Raw genomic sequence first — 15,866 nt, 5'->3', positions numbered from 1 at the left:
TTATGGAGGTGGTTGTTTTGGTTCTTTCTTAGGGGGTTTTCATGTTACGTCGTTTGGGGCCGGAGCCGGGTGATGAGACGTTGTCGCCGTCTCGGTTTTTCGGGTTGTCCGCGGAGGCGATCGGTGGGTTCTCTGATGCTGGGTCGGTGGAGGCGGTGGTGGCTTCTCGCCGGTTGCGGTGTCAGTTGGATGCGGTGGAAGTTCGTTTCGTCGCGCGGTTTTCCGCGCTGCGGGGTGGGGTGCGATCCGTTGTCGATGAGCTGGCGCCGGAGCTGCGGTTGTCGCGTGAAGCTACTGCGACTCGGGTGGCTTTGTCGGTGGCGTTGGTGAGCCGGTTGCCGTGTTTGTTGGCGGCGATGGAGGAGGGTGAGCTGGATATCGGTAAGGCCCGCCAGGCGTTCGATGGTATCGCTGTTCTGCCGGATGAGTTGGTGGGTGAGGCGGATCGTTTGCTGGCGGAGCGGATTGGTCAGAAGAGTCCGTCGAATTGGCGTAAAGCGGTCACGCATGTGGTGGCTGGGTTGGATCCTGAGGGGCAGAAGACTCGTGCTGCGGCTCGTCGGCTGGATCGGAAGGTGGAGTTGATCCACGAGCCGGATGCGATGGCGTCGCTGTGGGCGTATCTGCCCGCCGAGATCGCCGCGGCGGTGTATGCGCGGGTGGATGCTCTGGCCCGCAAGCTCCACACCCGGGATGAGTCGCGCACGATGGATCAGCTTCGCGCGGATATGTTCACCGAGTTGCTGCTCGGTCAGCATGGCGGTATCGATGGTGTGGCCGTGCAGGTGTTCATCCACATCCCGCTCGACACCGCTCTCGGTATCCGTGAAGACGGCTGCGAGCTGGTCGGTCACGGCCCGATCCCCGGTGAGGTCGGCCGCCACCTCATGAACCACCCGGATTCGGTGTGGCGCAGGGTGTTGACCGACCCCGTATCCGGCACCGTCCGGGATGTCGGCCGGACTCGGTACCGCCCACCGGCCGACCTGGCCGAGTTGGTTCAGGTCCGTGATCGCACCTGCCGCGCCCCCGGCTGTAACCGGCCTGCGCAGCGGTGCGACACCGACCACTGCACCGCCTGGTCTCAGGATGGCGACACCTGTGAACACAACCTGTGCTGCCTGTGCCGCTACCACCACCGGTTGAAAGACGAACCCGGGTGGACCTTCGACTTCGACCCGGACACCGCCGACCTCACGGTGACGACTCCGACCGGCCGCACCTACACAACCCGCCCAGAGCCATTGGTGGATCCAGCGGTGCCGTCGTCGAAAAACGACGACGAGCCACCACCCTTCTAGCCATCCAGCCCCGGTGGTGGTCGCCTTGCAGGCGACGCGAGGCAAAATTTCGCTCCCCGCATCACCTTCCGCCGCTGGTCACCAGCGAAATTTCACCCCGCACCGGAAAGATCAGGTCACCCGGGCAGCCGTTCCTGTCGTCGAAAAACACCGACGGGCCCGAGTGTGGAACTCGCCCACCCCCAACGTTCGACTCGCCCAGCGCGAACGCAGAACTCGCGCGAGTCCCACCTTCCGGCAGTGCGAGTCCCGCGTTCGCCTCCCGCGAGTTCCACGTTCCGGCAGTGCGAGTCCTGCGTTCGAGACGTCGTCGAAAGACGACGACGAACCTCCGCCCTTCTAACCATCCGGGTTCGAGGGTGGGTGGTCGCCTTGCAGGCGACGCGAGGCAAAATTTCGCTCCCCGCATCACCTTCCGCCGCTGGTCACCAGCGAAATTTCACCCCGCACCGGAAAGATCAGGTCCCGCGGGCAGCCGTACCCGGCCCCACCAGGCACCCCGTCAGCCCGCGCCCAGCCTGGGTAGCCACTCCCGCTGCGATGGCCCTGGTGCGAGTTCTGTTCGGAGGTTCTCGTCGTCGAAAAACGACGACGGGCCCGAACGTGGAACTCGCCCACCCCCAACGTTCGACTCGCCCCGCGCGAACGCAGAACTCGCGCGAGTCCCGCGTTCGGGCGCCGCGAGTTCTGCGTTCGGGGCGGGCGGGGTTAGTCGATCTTTGAGGTGTTTACCTGGAAGTTCTTGAACTGGGCGTGCACGTCGCGGCTTGGGCCCCATTCGGTGGCGTGGCCGCCGAAGAAGGTGGAGAAGAAGACCCCGGCGAACCCGATGTCCTGGATTTCGTGGATGCCTTGTTCCTGCAGCACCTGCTCGCCGTCGTACCAGATCGTGATGGTGCCGGACTGGCGGTCGACCGACTGCTGCACGGTGTGCCACTGGCCGTCGGCCGCCCAGTTCCAGGCGCCGAGGCCGACGTCCTTGCCGTAGCCGCCGCTCTGCGACGGGTCGTACACGTACACGGTGGCCTTGGACTGGTCGCTGCGGATCCGCCACATGTACCGGGTCGACCAGGCGTCCCCGTGGTTGCCGCCGCTGGCGTTTCCGGGCGGCCCGCCGTAGAGGCCGGGCAGCTTGCCGCCTTTCGCGCCGAAGTCGAAGTCGGCCGGGAACTTCACCTGGTAGCTCAGGTGCAGCGTCTGCGCCTCGGCCAGATCGGGCTGGCCGGCGGCCTTGAAGTCGCTGTAGAACTGGCCGCCGCCCTCGCTCGGGCAGTCCGTGCACGACGGGGCGGAGGAACCCTTGCCGTAGAAGACGTCCAGCTCGTCGCCGCCGGCCTTCATCCGGTCATAGCCCCAGCCACCCTCGTTCACGATGCCCCACTGCTCTTTCCAGGAATCGCTGGGAAAGTCCGTGAATCCGCCGTTCCAGGCGGCGGTCGTCGCGGTCGCCTGCGTGGCGGACATGGTCACCAGGCCAAGGGACGCGGTCAGGGCGAGGATCGAGATCTTTCGTGCAAGCCGCACGGGCACCTCCAGGGAGATAGGCGGCCCGGCGGCGGAAAGGCCCGAGGCCGGGGATATCCCGGCTTCGCGAATAGGACACCGCATCACATCCCGATATGTCAACATTGTTCATAAATATGAACGATTGACATGTTCATGAACACTCGGCACAGTGGTGCCACGCTTGGCTCGGATCCGCCGCCCCGATGGCCGAGCGACGATCCAAATCCTAGGTGGAGGAATCATGAGTCGGATCAGCCGGGCGGCGGTCGCGATCGCCGGCAGCGGGGCACTGGTGCTCGCCATCGCGCCAGGAGTCTCGGCGGCGCCGGGAGATGTGCCGGTGAGCACCGCGGAGCAGCTCACGGCCGCGCTGGCGAACGCCAAACCGGGGGACAACATTCAGCTCGCCGACGGCAAGTACGACGGCGTGTTCTTCGTGCTGGCCGACGGGACGGAGAGCGAGCCGATCACGCTGACCGGCTCGCGGCAAGCAGTTCTGTCCAATTCGGACGGTGGCTGCGACCCCAACGTGCCGGATGGCCGCGAGGTCAGCTACTGCGGCTACGGGCTGCATCTCAACGGCGCGGAACACTGGCGGCTCAACGGGTTCAGCGTCACCGGCTCGGCCAAGGGGATCGTGCTGGACAACTCCAGCGGCAACGTGCTGGACGACGTCGAGGTCTCCGGCACGGGCGACGAAGGCGTGCACTTCCGGGCGAACAGCGACGACAACGTCATACAGAACTCCTTCGTGCACGACACCGGCAAGAAGCAGCCGCAGTACGGTGAGGCGCTGTACTTCGGCTCCGCGGTGAGCAACTGGCAGAAATACGGGGACAGCCCCGGCGGGCCCGACACCAGCGACCGCAACCGGGCGCTGAAGAACAAGCTCGGCCCGAACGTCGCCGCCGACCACCTCGACATCAAGGAGGGCACCACCGGCGGCGCGGTGCTCGGCAACTCCTTCGACGGCATCGGCATGACCGGCGAGAACTCCTCCGGCCAATGGGTCGCCACCAAGGGCAACGACTACGAGGTCAGCGACAACACCGGCGTCAAGTCCTTCGAGAACGGCTTCAAGGCGACCGAGCAGGAGCCCGGCTGGGGCTGCGGGAACGTGTTCCACCGCAACCACGCGGACGTGCAGGCCGACGGCTACGGATTCCATCTGCCGCACCAGAAGCGGTGCCCCGCCGACAAGCTGAACCAGGTGTACCGGGACAACGTGGTGCAGAACGCGGGCGCCGGGTTCTCGAACATCGATCCGATCGGTTGACGCGCCTGGCTTTGTAGAATCACCGCCATGATCGATCTGCGGCGCCTTCAGGTACTGCGGATGCTGGCCTCCTGCGGCACGGTGACCGCGACGGCGCGCAGCCTGCATCTCACGCCGTCCGCGGTCTCCCAGCAGATCCGGCAGCTGTCGCGGGAACTGGACGTCGAGTTGCTCAGCCAGGAAGGCAGGGGAGTGCGGCTCACCTCCGCCGCGCTCGCCCTGCTCGAACACGCCGACGCGATCTACGAGCGGTGGGAACGGCTCCGTGCCGAGCTCGCCGTGCACGGTGAGCACCGGGGCGGGCGGCTGCGGGTGTGCGGGGTGTCCTCGGTGATCGCCGCGCTGGTGGCCCCGGCCGCCGCCGCGCTGGCCGCGGAACCCGAACCGGTCGCCGTGACCATCGCGGAGGAGGAGACGAAGGACTGCTTCGAGCTGCTGCTCAACGGCGACGCCGACCTGGCAGTCGTGCTCCCCACCGCGGACGTGCCGCCGATCGACGACCCGCGGTTCGAACAGCACGTGCTGCTCGACGACCCGCAGGACCTGCTGGTGCGGGCGGACCATCCGCTGGCGGGCCGGGACCGGATCGAACTCGCCGACGCGGCACGGGAGCCCTGGGTCGTGAAGATCCAGGGAAACGACAGCCACCAGCTGCTGCTGGCGGCCTGCGGCTCGGCCGGGTTCACCCCGCGCATCGGGCACCAGGTCAAGGAGTGGTACGCGGTTTCCGCGCTGGTGGCCGAGGGGCTGGGCGTGTGCCTGCTGCCGAGGATGGTGCCGATCCCGGCGAGTCACGCGGTGGTGCGGCTGAACCTGACCGGCACGCCGCAGCCCTCGCGCAGGATCGCCGCCTACGTGCGACGCGGCGGCGCCGGCCATCCGGTGCTGGCAAGGGGCCTCGAAGCGCTGGCGGCCGCCGCCGGGAAGCCGGCCTGACCGTCAGGCGAACAAACCTCCAAACGCCGGTACCCACACGATGCCGCACCGCGGTGGGGCGGCTCGATGGGCCATACTGCGGGGGCGCCACTGAACGGAAGGAACACGATGACGGGTCGGGTCACACCGGAGTCCATCGCGACTTCGCGGGAACGGATCGAGACCAGCATCGACAAGCCGAGCGTCGCCCGGATCTACGACTACCTGCTCGGTGGCAGCCACAACTACGCGGTGGACCGCGACTTCGCCGAGCGGCAGCTTGAGGTCTGGCCGGGGATCAGGGCCGCGATGCAGGCCAACCGCCGGTTCCTCGGCCGTGCCACCCGTTATGCGGTGGAAAGCGGCATCCGCCAGTTCGTCGACATCGGGTCGGGTCTGCCCAGCGACGGCCAGGTGCACGAGGTCGCCGAAGAGGTTCTGCCGGACGTCACCAAGGTTGTCTACGTCGACAACGAGCCGATCGCGCACGCGCACGCCCAGATCCTGCTCGGCGAGCACGCGGACCCGGACCGCCACTTCGCGCTGGACGCCGACCTGCTCGACTACCGGAAACTGTGGCGCCAGGTGTCCGCCATCGACGGCATCGACGCCGAGCAGCCGATCTGCCTGCTGGTGGTGGCCCTGCTGCACTTCATCCCGGACGACAAGGGCCCGCACGAGGCGCTGGCGCACCTGCGGGACCAGCTGGCACCGGGCTCGATGCTGGTGATCTCCCACGGCGCCGACGTCACCGACGAGGCGGTGGCCGAGGTGGTGCGCAACTACAACGCGCGGTCCACCTCCACCGTGCTGCGCACGCCGGAGCAGATCACCGAGTTCTTCGGCGACTTCGAACTGGCCGACCCCGGGCTGACCTGGGTACCGCGGTGGCGCCCTGACGAGCGCGAAACCTTCGCCGGCCCGCCGGCCGAGTCGGTCTATCTCGGTGGGGTCGCACGGAAATCCGGCTGAGCGAATCCGGCCGGGCGGTCATGGCGCGTGCGCGGCCAGGAAGGTGTGCACGGCGGCCCGCGTCACGGCCCACAGCTCGGCGTCCGGCACGCGCCGGGTGCCGAACCGGGCCCGTGCCTCCATCGGACCGGTGAGCAGCGCGGTGAACTGCTCGGCGGCCTCGGCCGGGTCGAGCTTGCCCAGCCGGCCTCCCAGCGCGAGCCTGGCCAGCTTGTCGGCCAGTGACTCGGCGACCCGGTCCGCCGCGCGCCCGCGGACGATGTCGATCAGCTCGGGAAACCGGGTGAGCTCGGCGTAGAGCAGCCGCCGCAGCGCCCAGGACCGGTCGTCGCAGTAGCACTCGAGCAGGTGATGGCCCACCTGTTCCAGCATCTCGCGCACATCACGGTGAGCCTGGTCGCGGTCCCGCAACTGCTCGACCACGGCCAGGTTCTCCGCGAGCGCCCGGTCCGCGTCGGCCGCGATCGCCTCGCGGAACAGGGTTTCCTTGTCGCCGAAGTGGTTGTAGACGGTGGGCTTGGCGACGCCGGCCTTGGCCGCGATCACGTCCACGCCGGCCTGGGCGTAACCCTGCTCGGCGAACACGGTGAGCGCGGCGTCCAGGATCGCCCGCCGCTTGTCGATGCGTCCGCGCGAGGGGTTCCGCCCTGGCGCGGCTGAGGTTCCGGCCACCCCGGGATCCTAACGCCCTGGCTGAACCGATGAGTCCATTCCACTGGACAGCGTGGTTGCTCGCTACCTATTGGTGCATTATATTGAACTCATGAGTTCAAAGACGTATGTGGTCGCCGGCGGCACGGACGGCATCGGGAAGGCAGTGGCACTGGCCCGCCTTGGCGGCGGGGACGAGGTGGCGGTGATCGGCCGCGACGAGCGAAAGGGCGCCGCGTTCCTCGAAGCCGCGGCGCGGCTCGGTGCCGGGGAACGCGCGCATTTCGTGCTCGCCGATCTGAGCCTGATGGCGGAGACCAGGAAGGCGATCGATGCGGTCGAGGCGCTGTTTTCCAAGGTCGACGCGCTGGTGCTGTGCGCGCGGCACTACCGGTCCACCAGGCTGGTCACCGCGGAGGGTTTCGAGCACACCTTCGCGCTGTTCTACCTGAGCCGGTTCGTGCTGAGCTACGGCCTGACCGGCCTGCTCGATGCCGCGGACCGGCCGGTGATCCTCAACGTCTGCGGGCCGGGCCCGAACCCCGGCGAGATCCGCTGGCACGATCTCGGCCGCGAGCACGGATACCACGGGCTCGACGCGCAGTTTCAGGGCGGACTGCTCAACGACTTGCTCGGCATCGGGTTCGCGCGGAACCGGCCTTCGGCGAAGGCGCGGTACGTGCTGTTCAACCCGGGCATGGTCAACACCAGCTTCTCCGGCCAGTACGACCCGGAAACCGAAGCCCAGATCGAGGCCATGAGGGGCAGCGCCCAGCCGGTCGGCGAAGCCATCGAGCCGATCCTCGCGATCCTCGACGACCCGCCGGCCGAGCCGATCAGCGCCGCCGTGATGGGTACGCCGATCAGCCTGACCGGACCCGCGTTCGACCCGGACGCGGCGCGGCGGCTGCACGCGGAGACCGAAAGGCTGCTGTCCGAGGTGCCACACCAGCGGTACGTGACCACTGGCGTTTCGGCCGCGAAACTGCGGCAGCTCCTCGACTCCAGGGTTTTCGCCACGGTGGCGACGATCCAGCCCGACGGCAGTGCGCAGCAGACGGTGGTCTGGGTGCGGCGAGACGGTGACGACGTGCTGTTCATCGTCGGCGTCGGCAGCCGCAAGGAACGCAACCTCCGGCGGGACCCGAGGGTGAGCGTGCTGGTCAGCCCGGCCGACGCGCCCTACGGCTACGCCGCGATCCGTGGCACCGCCACCTTCGAGCCCGCCGCGAGCGAGCGGCTTCGGGACGAGCTGTCGCTCAAGTACGTCGGCAAGACCTACGCCGAGCACGTCGAGGAGACCCCCGAGGCCAAGGCCGGTCTCGGCGGGATCGTCGCCGTCCGGGTCACCCCGGACAAGGTGGCAGGCCGGCTCTGACCGGGTATGTCGGCTTCGGACAGGGCTGGTCGCATGCCATCATGTACGGCTGTGGAGTCCACCCGTCTTGATCGCTGGCTGTGGGCGGTCCGGCTGCTGAAGACCCGGCCGGATGCCGCCGCGGCGTGCCGGGGCGGGCACGTGCGCGTCAACGACCGGCCCGCGAAGCCGGCGACGGCGGTGTCACCCGGCGACGAGATCCGCGCCCGCGTTGGCGACACGACCCGAATCGTCGAAGTGGTCCGGGTCATCCAGAAGCGGGTCGGCGCGGCCGACGCCGTCACCTGCTACATCGACCGGACTCCCGCTCCGCCTTCGGACACCCCACCGCCGGTCGCCCGCCGCGACCGGGGCGCCGGACGGCCGACGAAACGGGAACGCCGCGTGCTCGACAAGTTCCGCTCCGGCCTGTCCTGATCTGGTTCGAATGCGGAATCGCCGGGCAGGGCTGAAGTATTCGTTTGTGCGGCGTGCTGGGGATGAATAATGTAGTGCTCGCACCATGCTGATCGGCGCCGGCCGTATTTCTTTCTCGGCACAAGGACTGAAGGATTTCATGACTCTCGTTTCGTCGCGCCGTACCTCCGCCGGGATCGCGCTGGCCGCCGCCCTGCTGGCCGTCACCGCCGGCACCACGGCCTGCGGCAGCACGCCGCCGCCCGCCCGGGACTGCACGCAACAGCAGCAGGCGGTCACCGCCGCCGAAACCGCCAAGACCGCGGCCGAGACCGAGGCCGCGGCGGCCGATGCCAAGGTGACCGAGGCCAAGGCCGCGGCGGACAAGGTCAACGCCGAGGCCGACAAGGCCGGTGCGGCCGCGGATGCTTCAGGTGACGCCGCGAGCAACGCCAAAGCCGCGCAACTGTTCGCCGATGGCGCGAACCTCATCGCGGAATCGGCGCAGGCCAAGGAGAATGCCCAGCTGGCCCGCACCAAGGCCAACGACGCGGACCAGGCTTTCCGCAATGTGCAAGGTGCACTAGCCCAATGTCGGCAGTGAGTTCCCGCGCCGGGGCGGCGCACTTCTGACGCGTGTTCGATTTGCGCGCGGGGTGCAGACTCGGACCATGGACGTACTCGAGGGCAAGGCCGTGGTGGTCACCGGTGCCGGCCGCGGGCTGGGCAGGGCGTATGCGATGCACGCGGCCGCGGCCGGCGCCGCGGTGGTGGTGAACGACATCGACGCGGAGCCGGCCGAAGACGTGGTGTCCGCGATACTGGCCGCGGGCGGGCAGGCGGTGGCCAGCATCGGCTCGGTGGCCGATCCGGAGCAGGCCGGCGCGGCGATCGAGCGGTGCCGCACCCGGTTCGGCCGGATCGACGGCCTGGTCAACAACGCCGGTCTGCGGTATCAGGCGCCGGTGTGGGAGGACGACCCGGCGCGGATGCGCGCGTTGGTCGAGGTCAACGTGCTGGGGTCGATGTACTGCGGGTCGGCGGCGGCTCGTGCGATGCGCGCGCAGGGCAGCGGATCGATCGTCAACATGGGCTCGCTGGCGATGGTCGGGCAGCCCACCGCGGCCAGCTACTCGGCGTCCAAGGGTGCGGTGGCTTCGATGACCGTCGCCTGGGCGGTGGAACTCGCCGAGCACGGCATCAGGGTAAACGGACTCTGCCCGCTGGCGTGGACCCGGATGGCACAGGCCGACACCAAGGCGCGGACCACGCCCGTCGACACGCCGGAGCGGATCGCGCCCATCGTCACCTATCTGCTCAGCGACCTCTCGGCCGGCGTGACCGGCCAGCTGATCCGCTATGCCCCCGGCAGGCTCCACATCGTGCGCCAGACCTCGGGCAAGGAACCCGTGCTGCAGCACGAGGGCTGGGACGTCCCCGAAATCGCGGAAGCCTTCGAAAACCAGCTCGCCGGCGCGCTCGAGTTGCCGCCCGCGCAGCGGTGGAAGCTCTGAACCCGCCGCCCGGCGGCGTGCGGTCCGTGCTGAACACGTTATGAACTCAAGCCCACGAGCCGTATCAGGCTCGCGGGCTAAGCGGAGCGTCCGATATAGACCCAGGGCAACCACGAGTAGTCAATATTAGGCCGAACGAGTGAAGGTGGCCTGATAGCCGGAGAGGGCGGCCCGGTTGCCCAGTCGGGTGCGTGGGAAGGGTCGCCATATCGCGACTGCCACGCGGTATGGCCGTTCTGGTGTGGCCGGGACGTGGTGTCGGAAGCCCGTTTTTTCGTTTTTCGATGGTATACAAGGGGTGAAACCGCACGTCATGCCTTCGACCTATTGATTCCCGGCTGCTCAACTCCATAGGTTGGTAGGAGGCAGCGCGGCTGGGGTCAGTGTGGATTCTCGCGAAGCTGCCGAGTCGGGTGAGGGATGGGGCCGCGCAGGCCCCGGATTCCCGTGCGTGTCGGATGTGAGCGTGGCCGCGGAGTTCGGCCAGACGGCGGACGCGCCTGGGTTCTGCGCGTGATTTCCGGCTTTTTGATTGCGACGGCGGCGCTTGGCGCGCCAGTGACCGACACTGTGGCCGAATCTGAAGGGAATCGCGATGACCGATCCGATGCTCGGCCGAAAGGAATCGGGATCTGTCAGAAAAGAAGATACTCCTGCCGACGAGATCAGTGCCCATCCCGCGCAGGCTTTCGGTGTGGACCCGCTGCAAGTCCGTGACACCGATCACTACACCGATGAATACGTCAAGGGGTTCGTCGAGAAGTGGGACGAACTGATCGACTGGAAGAAGCGCTACGAGAGCGAGGGCAGTTTCTTCGTCGATATGCTCAAGTCCCGCGGGGTCCGCTCGGTGCTCGACGTCGCCACCGGGACCGGCTTCCACTCGGTCCGCCTGATCGAGGAGGGCTTCGACACGGTCAGCGTGGACGGCAGCCCGGAGATGCTGTTCAAGGCCTTCGAGAACGGCAGGAACTACGGCGGGCACATCCTGCGGGTGGTGCATGCGGACTGGCGCTGGCTCAACCGCGACGTGCACGGTGAGTTCGACGCGGTGATCTGCCTCGGGAACTCGTTCACCCACCTGTTCTCCGAGCGGGACCGGCGCAAGGCGCTGGCCGAGTTCTACGCCGTGCTCAAACACGACGGCATCCTGGTGCTCGATCAGCGCAACTACGATTCCATTCTGGACAACGGGTTCACCAGCAAGCACACCTACTATTACTGCGGGGCCGAGGTGCTGGCCGAGCCCGAGTACATCGACGAGGGGCTCGCGCGTTTCCGGTACAGTTTCCCGGACGATTCGCAGTATCACCTGAACATGTATCCGCTGCGCAAGGATTACGTCCGCAGGCTGCTGCGCGAGGTCGGGTTCCAGCGGGTGGAAACCTTCGGGGATTTCCAGGACACCTTCGCCGCCGATGAGCCGGACTTCCTCATTCACGTCGCGGAGAAGAACTACGTGAAGGCCGGCGACGACCGGCTGAACTACTCGAACGCGGTCAATGTCGCCCGGGACTACTACAATTCCCACGACGCGGATAGTTTCTACTTCTCGATCTGGGGCGGCGAGGACATCCACGTCGGCCTCTACGACCATCCGGGCGAGGAGATCGCCCCGGCGAGCCGGCGCACCGTGCAGCGGATGGCGGCGGGCCTCGCGCTGACCGAGAAGACCCGCGTGCTGGACATCGGGTCCGGCTACGGCGGCGCCGCCAGATACCTGGCGAGTACCTACGGCTGCCACGTCACCTGCCTCAACCTGAGCGAGATCGAGAACGGCCGCAACCGGCAGCTCAGCGCCGAGCAAGGGCTCTCGGAGCTGATCGAGGTGGTGGACGGCTCCTTCGAGGATCTCCCGCTGGAGGACAACCACTTCGACGTGGTCTGGTCGCAGGACGCGATGCTGCACAGCGGCGACCGGATCCGGGTGCTGCAGGAGGTCGCCAGGGTGCTCAAGCCGCGCGGCGAGTTCGTCTTCACCGACCCGATGGCCGCGGACGGCAGCGACCGGTCGGCGTTGCGCCCGATCCTGGACCGGCTGCACCTGGAGTCCATGGGTTCGCCGGGGTTCTACCGGCGCGAGCTGAACCGGCTCGGCCTGGACACCGTCGAGTTCGAGGACCACACGCCGCACCTGGCCACGCACTACGCGCGCGTGCTGGAGGAGACCGAACGGCGTGAAGCCGAGATCTCCCGAGAGGTGAGCACGGACTACCTGGAGCCGATGAAGGTGGGCCTGCGGCACTGGATCGATGGCGGGCACGCGGGCAGCCTCGCCTGGGGCATCTTCCGCGCACGCGCCTGAACCGCGGCTGAACCGGTCCTGCACCGGCGGGCGGACCGCCCTCCGCCCGCCGGGTTCAGGCGGGAAGGCCGAGGCCGCGGGCGAGCGTGGGCCATGAGCTGTGCAGCTCGCGCTCCCAGTAGGCCCAGTCGTGGGTGCCGGGACCGTAGTAGTGCGTGGTCACCGGCACTCCGTTCGCCCGCAGCCGGTCGGTGAAGCTCTGCGAGGACGCCAGCGACAGCGCCTCGTGCTGTTCGGGTTCCTGGCCAGGCGGGTCGAGCGGGCCGGGTTCGCCGTTGCCGCAGGCGACGTAGAGCGCCACCCCGCGCAGCTCCGCCGGATGGTCGGCCGGGTTGTGCTCTGACCACAGTGGACGGTTGAGCACCGGGTCTCCCCACAGGTCGGCGGGGTCGAAGCCCTCGTTCTGCAGGATTCCCTGTATCGCGCCGGGGGTCCAGCCCTGCAGGGTGTCGATCGACGCGCTGAAGGCGGCCGCGGCACCGAACATCCCGCGGTTCCGGAAGGCGTAGGCCATCGCGCCGAAGCCGCCGATGGACAGCCCGGCGGCGGCACGCCGGTCGCCGGCGCCGTACCCGCGCTCCAGGATCTGCCGCACCTCGGTGACGTGGAAGGCCTCCCAGTCCGGGGCCGGCGAAACCCCCTGGTTCCACCAGCGGGAGAACATCCCCGCCCTGCCATCACTGGGCAGCACGGTGAGCACGTTCTTGTCCGCGAGGAACCGCTGTGCGTCGGTGTATTCGGTCCACGTCCGGTAGTCCTCGTCCGCGCAGCAACCGGGCAGCAGGTAGAGCAGCGGCCAGGTGCGGGTCGGCCGCTCGGTCCAGCCGGTCGGCAGCAGCAGCCGCACCGACCTGTTCTCGCCGAGCGCGGGGGAGGCGATCTCCAGGTCGAGGGTGCGCGCGTCGACCGCGGTTTCCTTGACCACGCGGGCGCCGTCGTCCGCCACGACCGGGGCGGCGTCCGGCTCGGCGGCCGCCAGCGACGGCACCACCACCGCGGCCGCCACGAGTGCGGTCAGCGTGGAAACGACACCCATGATCCTGCCGAAAGGCATGCGTACTCTCTTCCTGTTCAGAACACGGGGGAGGCGCACGTCAGTGCGTAACACGCATTCGAATGATCGCCGGTAAACGCACCGTAGCATTTTCCGTTGGCGGATTCATTATCATGGGATTGAGGTTTTTCCGGCCGGAAACTGTCAGCAGGGCGCGATGTTCTCAGCCGCTGACGTCGGTGCTGGTGTGCGCGCCGGCGAGGTTGGGAACGGACGTCGACGGGTAGCCCACGGCAATGCTGAAGCGCGGGAGCCCGGTCCGGATGCCGCATGTGCTGTGGTGGTTCAACGAGGCCGGTGGGCGCACGGTGGTGCTGCAGGCCGCGAAGGCCGCGGTCGCCGCGATGCTGGCGTGGACGGTGGCCTCGGCGGTGCTGCGCCTGCCGCAGCCGTTCCTGGCGCCCTATGCGGCGGTGTTCCTGGTGGAGTCGACGGTCTACCGCTCGTTGCGCTCGGCCCTGCAGCAGGTCGGTGCGGTGCTGGCCGGGGTGCTGCTGGCCGCGGGCGTGATCGGGGTGCTGCCCTCGCCGGCGGTGGCCATGGGAGTGGTGGTGCTGGTCGGTTTCGTGCTGGGCCGGTGGCACCGGTTCGGTTCGAGCGGGGTCTGGGTGGGCGTCACCGCGCTGCTGCTGGTCGGCTACGGCACCGCGGGGCACTCGGTGCTGCTGGTGGACCGCCTGCTGGAGACGGTGCTGGGCTCGGTGATCGGGTTCGCGGTGAACGCGCTCGTCTTCCCGCCGGTCTACGGGCGGGACCCGGACACCTCCAGCGGGGCGCTGGCCGGCGAGCTGGGCGAGCTGTTGCGGGACATGGCCGCTGCGTTGCGTGCGGACGGGATCACCGAGAGTTCCTGGGAGCTGGTGGCCAGGTCTCGGAACCTGGAGACCATGGTCCGCCAGGCCGAGGAGTCCGACGACTGGGCGGTGGAGAGCGCCAGGCTGAACTTCCGCCGCGCCGCCACCAGGACCGCCGAGAGCACCGCACGCTGGCGGCTGCTGCTGGCCGCGATGCGCTCGGCCTGGCCGCAGGTGCAGGAGCTGGCCGAAACCGTGCACGCCGCCGCCGAGCAGCCGGGCGGGCACCGCTATCCGGCGCCGGCCACCAGGAACCGGCTCGCCGGGCTGCTCACCGCGATGGCCGAGTTGTTCGTCGGCCGCGCACGCGGAGACGACCGGTCGCGGCTCGACCGCTCCGCCGAGGCCTGCCGGACCGCGCTCGCCGAACTGGAAGAGGAACTGCACCGGACCGCGGCGGAAGCACTGGAACCCGCCGTGGGGCTCAGCAGAATCCTGCTTCCGGCGCGCAAGGCGTTCGAGGCCATTTCGCCGTGAGTGATTACCACGATCGTGGCGTTTATCCCTGGTGTGGGCAGGTTAACCGAGGTGAATACCGATAGCCGATCGGTATTCGTGACAGAGGAGGTTGACCATGGCCGCGAAGTTCGAGATCTACAACGACAAGGCGGACAAGTTCCGGTTCCGGCTCAAGGCCGGCAACGGCGAGGTCGTCGCCACCGGTGAGGCCTACGAGTCCAAGGCCGCCGTCACCAAGGGCGTGGAGGCGGTGAAACGCGCGGCCGCCGCGGCGGAGATCGACGACAAGACCGGCTGAACCGGCCTTGACCTCGAGCGCGCTGGAGGTGTGAGCATCGGGGCCATGGACGCACCAGAAGACGCCCCGATCCTGTTCCACAACACCATGCGGATCAAAGACGGCCACCTCGCCGGCTTCCGGGAGGCCATCCGGCAGGCGGTGGAGTTCGTCGAGGAGCACGGCCCGCAGCTGATGGTGGAGGTCTTCATCGACGAGGACCGGCTGCTGGCGCACAGCTTCCAGCTCTATCGTGACTCGGAGTCCATTCTTGCTCACTGGCGGTTGTCCGATCCGTACATCCGCGAGGTCATGGAGCACTGCACGGTGGAGCGGTTCGAGATCTACGGGCGGCCCAGTGCGGCCGTGCGCGAAGGGTTCCCGGCCGCCGGCGGCGAAGAGTTCCCCTTCACGATCACACCTCGTTTCACCGGGTTCACCCGCTTCCTGTCGGGCGAGTAGGCACCAGGAGGTCTGTCCCGAAATCCTGATCAGGCGCTGGTGGGCCGGTGTTGTGCACCGGAGTTCACCGGATGTTGCGGAACTGCCGCTTCGCAGGGCGCGCCGTCAGCGCGCCGGGGTGGCAGTCTTGACACCTGTCGCGTCCGGTCCGGGAAGTTCCGCCCATCCCGGCTGTCCGGCAAAGGTTGGCCGCGCCGAGAGGAAGGACGACCCCGTGCTGGCTGTCATCGAGGTGTTCGACCGTCGCAGCTACCACAAGGCCCGTGCCGAGGTGAACACCGCGGCCGCGGCGGGTGACTTCCCCCGCGCGTGGTCCGGCTGCGTCGCGATCTGCTGCTGGCTCGATTCCGAACAGCATCGCGGGCGACGGGCCCGGCGCGAACGCGTCGCCGCCGACCTGCAGATCTGGACCGCGCGGCGGGCCGAGTTCAACCCCCGCCCCGGCGGTGCCGCGCTGCGCGACGGGTTCTGGGAGGGGATCGGCTGGCTCTACGGCCAGGACGACGTGCTCGGCGCCTGAATCGTTTCCGTCGCCGCCGTTCACCA

Annotated in this window: 16 protein-coding genes; 13 read left to right on the top strand and 3 right to left on the bottom strand. The window is 68.3% G+C overall.

The window, feature by feature from the left end:
• Positions 1-41 precede the first annotated feature (41 nt).
• On the top strand, positions 42-1,301 hold the full coding sequence (locus AMYNI_RS0103160) for an HNH endonuclease signature motif containing protein (protein WP_020666517.1): 1,260 nt from the start codon (positions 42-44) through the stop codon (positions 1,299-1,301).
• Positions 1,302-2,009: 708 nt separating this feature from the next.
• Here the strand turns inward: AMYNI_RS0103160 and AMYNI_RS43475 are convergent.
• Positions 2,010-2,825 (bottom strand): polysaccharide lyase, encoded by an 816-nt coding sequence (locus AMYNI_RS43475; protein ID WP_020666515.1) that lies wholly within the window; start codon positions 2,823-2,825, stop codon positions 2,010-2,012.
• A 223-nt stretch (positions 2,826-3,048) separates the two neighbouring features.
• On the opposite strand from AMYNI_RS43475, the gene AMYNI_RS0103145 reads away from it, so the two are divergent.
• From AMYNI_RS0103145 to AMYNI_RS0103135, 3 genes are all read left to right on the top strand, one after another.
• Positions 3,049-4,083, top strand: a complete 1,035-nt coding sequence (locus AMYNI_RS0103145) for a right-handed parallel beta-helix repeat-containing protein (RefSeq protein WP_020666514.1) — start codon at positions 3,049-3,051, stop codon at positions 4,081-4,083.
• Positions 4,084-4,110: 27 nt separating this feature from the next.
• Positions 4,111-5,019, top strand: coding sequence for a LysR family transcriptional regulator (locus AMYNI_RS0103140; protein ID WP_020666513.1), 909 nt, complete (start codon positions 4,111-4,113; stop codon positions 5,017-5,019).
• A gap of 108 nt (positions 5,020-5,127) precedes the next feature.
• Positions 5,128-5,970 carry an SAM-dependent methyltransferase gene (locus tag AMYNI_RS0103135; RefSeq protein ID WP_020666512.1) on the top strand — a complete coding sequence of 281 codons (843 nt, stop codon included), beginning with the start codon at positions 5,128-5,130 and terminating at the stop codon, positions 5,968-5,970.
• A gap of 18 nt (positions 5,971-5,988) precedes the next feature.
• Here AMYNI_RS0103135 and AMYNI_RS0103130 read toward each other — a convergent pair whose 3' ends face one another.
• Complete coding sequence (locus AMYNI_RS0103130; RefSeq protein ID WP_020666511.1) at positions 5,989-6,642, bottom strand: TetR/AcrR family transcriptional regulator; 654 nt, start codon at positions 6,640-6,642, stop codon at positions 5,989-5,991.
• A gap of 91 nt (positions 6,643-6,733) precedes the next feature.
• Between AMYNI_RS0103130 and AMYNI_RS49980 the strand changes: the two genes are divergently transcribed.
• The 5 genes from AMYNI_RS49980 (at position 6,734) to AMYNI_RS0103105 (ending at position 12,214) form a co-directional block, all read left to right on the top strand.
• Positions 6,734-7,999, top strand: a complete 1,266-nt coding sequence (locus tag AMYNI_RS49980; protein WP_040405477.1) for a TIGR03618 family F420-dependent PPOX class oxidoreductase — start codon at positions 6,734-6,736, stop codon at positions 7,997-7,999.
• 51 nt (positions 8,000-8,050) lie between these two features.
• Entirely contained in the window at positions 8,051-8,416 is a 366-nt protein-coding gene (locus tag AMYNI_RS0103120; RefSeq protein ID WP_020666509.1) for an RNA-binding S4 domain-containing protein, read from the top strand.
• Positions 8,417-8,501: 85 nt separating this feature from the next.
• Positions 8,502-8,999 carry a hypothetical protein gene (locus tag AMYNI_RS46985; protein ID WP_020666508.1) on the top strand — a complete coding sequence of 166 codons (498 nt, stop codon included), beginning with the start codon at positions 8,502-8,504 and terminating at the stop codon, positions 8,997-8,999.
• A gap of 67 nt (positions 9,000-9,066) precedes the next feature.
• Positions 9,067-9,909, top strand: coding sequence for an SDR family NAD(P)-dependent oxidoreductase (locus AMYNI_RS0103110; RefSeq protein ID WP_020666507.1), 843 nt, complete (start codon positions 9,067-9,069; stop codon positions 9,907-9,909).
• Positions 9,910-10,516: 607 nt separating this feature from the next.
• Entirely contained in the window at positions 10,517-12,214 is a 1,698-nt protein-coding gene (locus AMYNI_RS0103105; protein WP_040406442.1) for a glycine/sarcosine N-methyltransferase, read from the top strand.
• A 55-nt stretch (positions 12,215-12,269) separates the two neighbouring features.
• Here the strand turns inward: AMYNI_RS0103105 and AMYNI_RS0103100 are convergent, their stop codons facing one another.
• Entirely contained in the window at positions 12,270-13,268 is a 999-nt protein-coding gene (locus AMYNI_RS0103100; protein WP_020666505.1) for an alpha/beta hydrolase, read from the bottom strand.
• A 236-nt stretch (positions 13,269-13,504) separates the two neighbouring features.
• Between AMYNI_RS0103100 and AMYNI_RS49975 the strand changes: the two genes are divergently transcribed.
• The 4 genes from AMYNI_RS49975 to AMYNI_RS0103080 all read left to right on the top strand — a co-directional run bounded on the left by AMYNI_RS49975 (position 13,505) and on the right by AMYNI_RS0103080 (position 15,840).
• Complete coding sequence (locus AMYNI_RS49975) at positions 13,505-14,599, top strand: FUSC family protein (RefSeq protein WP_020666504.1); 1,095 nt, start codon at positions 13,505-13,507, stop codon at positions 14,597-14,599.
• A gap of 97 nt (positions 14,600-14,696) precedes the next feature.
• The gene (locus AMYNI_RS0103090; protein WP_020666503.1) at positions 14,697-14,879 is read left to right on the top strand and encodes a YegP family protein; all 183 of its coding nucleotides are present in this window, start codon (positions 14,697-14,699) and stop codon (positions 14,877-14,879) included.
• Positions 14,880-14,924: 45 nt separating this feature from the next.
• Positions 14,925-15,320 carry a hypothetical protein gene (locus AMYNI_RS0103085; RefSeq protein WP_020666502.1) on the top strand — a complete coding sequence of 132 codons (396 nt, stop codon included), beginning with the start codon at positions 14,925-14,927 and terminating at the stop codon, positions 15,318-15,320.
• Between the two features lie 214 nt (positions 15,321-15,534).
• Positions 15,535-15,840: a hypothetical protein gene (locus tag AMYNI_RS0103080; protein ID WP_020666501.1), complete on the top strand. Its 306-nt coding sequence runs from the start codon at positions 15,535-15,537 to the stop codon at positions 15,838-15,840.
• Positions 15,841-15,866 lie beyond the last annotated feature (26 nt).

Source organism: Amycolatopsis nigrescens CSC17Ta-90 (genome assembly GCF_000384315.1).
Taxonomy (GTDB): domain Bacteria; phylum Actinomycetota; class Actinomycetes; order Mycobacteriales; family Pseudonocardiaceae; genus Amycolatopsis; species Amycolatopsis nigrescens.
This window is presented reverse-complemented; position numbering and strand designations above follow the sequence as displayed.

Bases quoted from the DNA above. Each gene is read 5' to 3' on its own strand.
- AMYNI_RS0103110 (WP_020666507.1), top strand. From the start codon at position 9,067: ATGGACGTACTCGAGGGCAAGGCCGTGGTGGTCACCGGTGCCGGCCGC.
- AMYNI_RS46985 (WP_020666508.1), top strand. From the start codon at position 8,502: ATGCTGATCGGCGCCGGCCGTATTTCTTTCTCGGCACAAGGACTGAAG.
- AMYNI_RS49975 (WP_020666504.1), top strand. From the start codon at position 13,505: ATGCTGAAGCGCGGGAGCCCGGTCCGGATGCCGCATGTGCTGTGGTGG.
- AMYNI_RS0103100 (WP_020666505.1), bottom strand. From the start codon at position 13,268: ATGCCTTTCGGCAGGATCATGGGTGTCGTTTCCACGCTGACCGCACTC.
- AMYNI_RS0103145 (WP_020666514.1), top strand. From the start codon at position 3,049: ATGAGTCGGATCAGCCGGGCGGCGGTCGCGATCGCCGGCAGCGGGGCA.
- AMYNI_RS0103135 (WP_020666512.1), top strand. From the start codon at position 5,128: ATGACGGGTCGGGTCACACCGGAGTCCATCGCGACTTCGCGGGAACGG.
- AMYNI_RS0103140 (WP_020666513.1), top strand. From the start codon at position 4,111: ATGATCGATCTGCGGCGCCTTCAGGTACTGCGGATGCTGGCCTCCTGC.
- AMYNI_RS0103085 (WP_020666502.1), top strand. From the start codon at position 14,925: ATGGACGCACCAGAAGACGCCCCGATCCTGTTCCACAACACCATGCGG.
- AMYNI_RS49980 (WP_040405477.1), top strand. From the start codon at position 6,734: ATGAGTTCAAAGACGTATGTGGTCGCCGGCGGCACGGACGGCATCGGG.
- AMYNI_RS0103090 (WP_020666503.1), top strand. From the start codon at position 14,697: ATGGCCGCGAAGTTCGAGATCTACAACGACAAGGCGGACAAGTTCCGG.
- AMYNI_RS0103105 (WP_040406442.1), top strand. From the start codon at position 10,517: ATGCTCGGCCGAAAGGAATCGGGATCTGTCAGAAAAGAAGATACTCCT.
- AMYNI_RS0103160 (WP_020666517.1), top strand. From the start codon at position 42: ATGTTACGTCGTTTGGGGCCGGAGCCGGGTGATGAGACGTTGTCGCCG.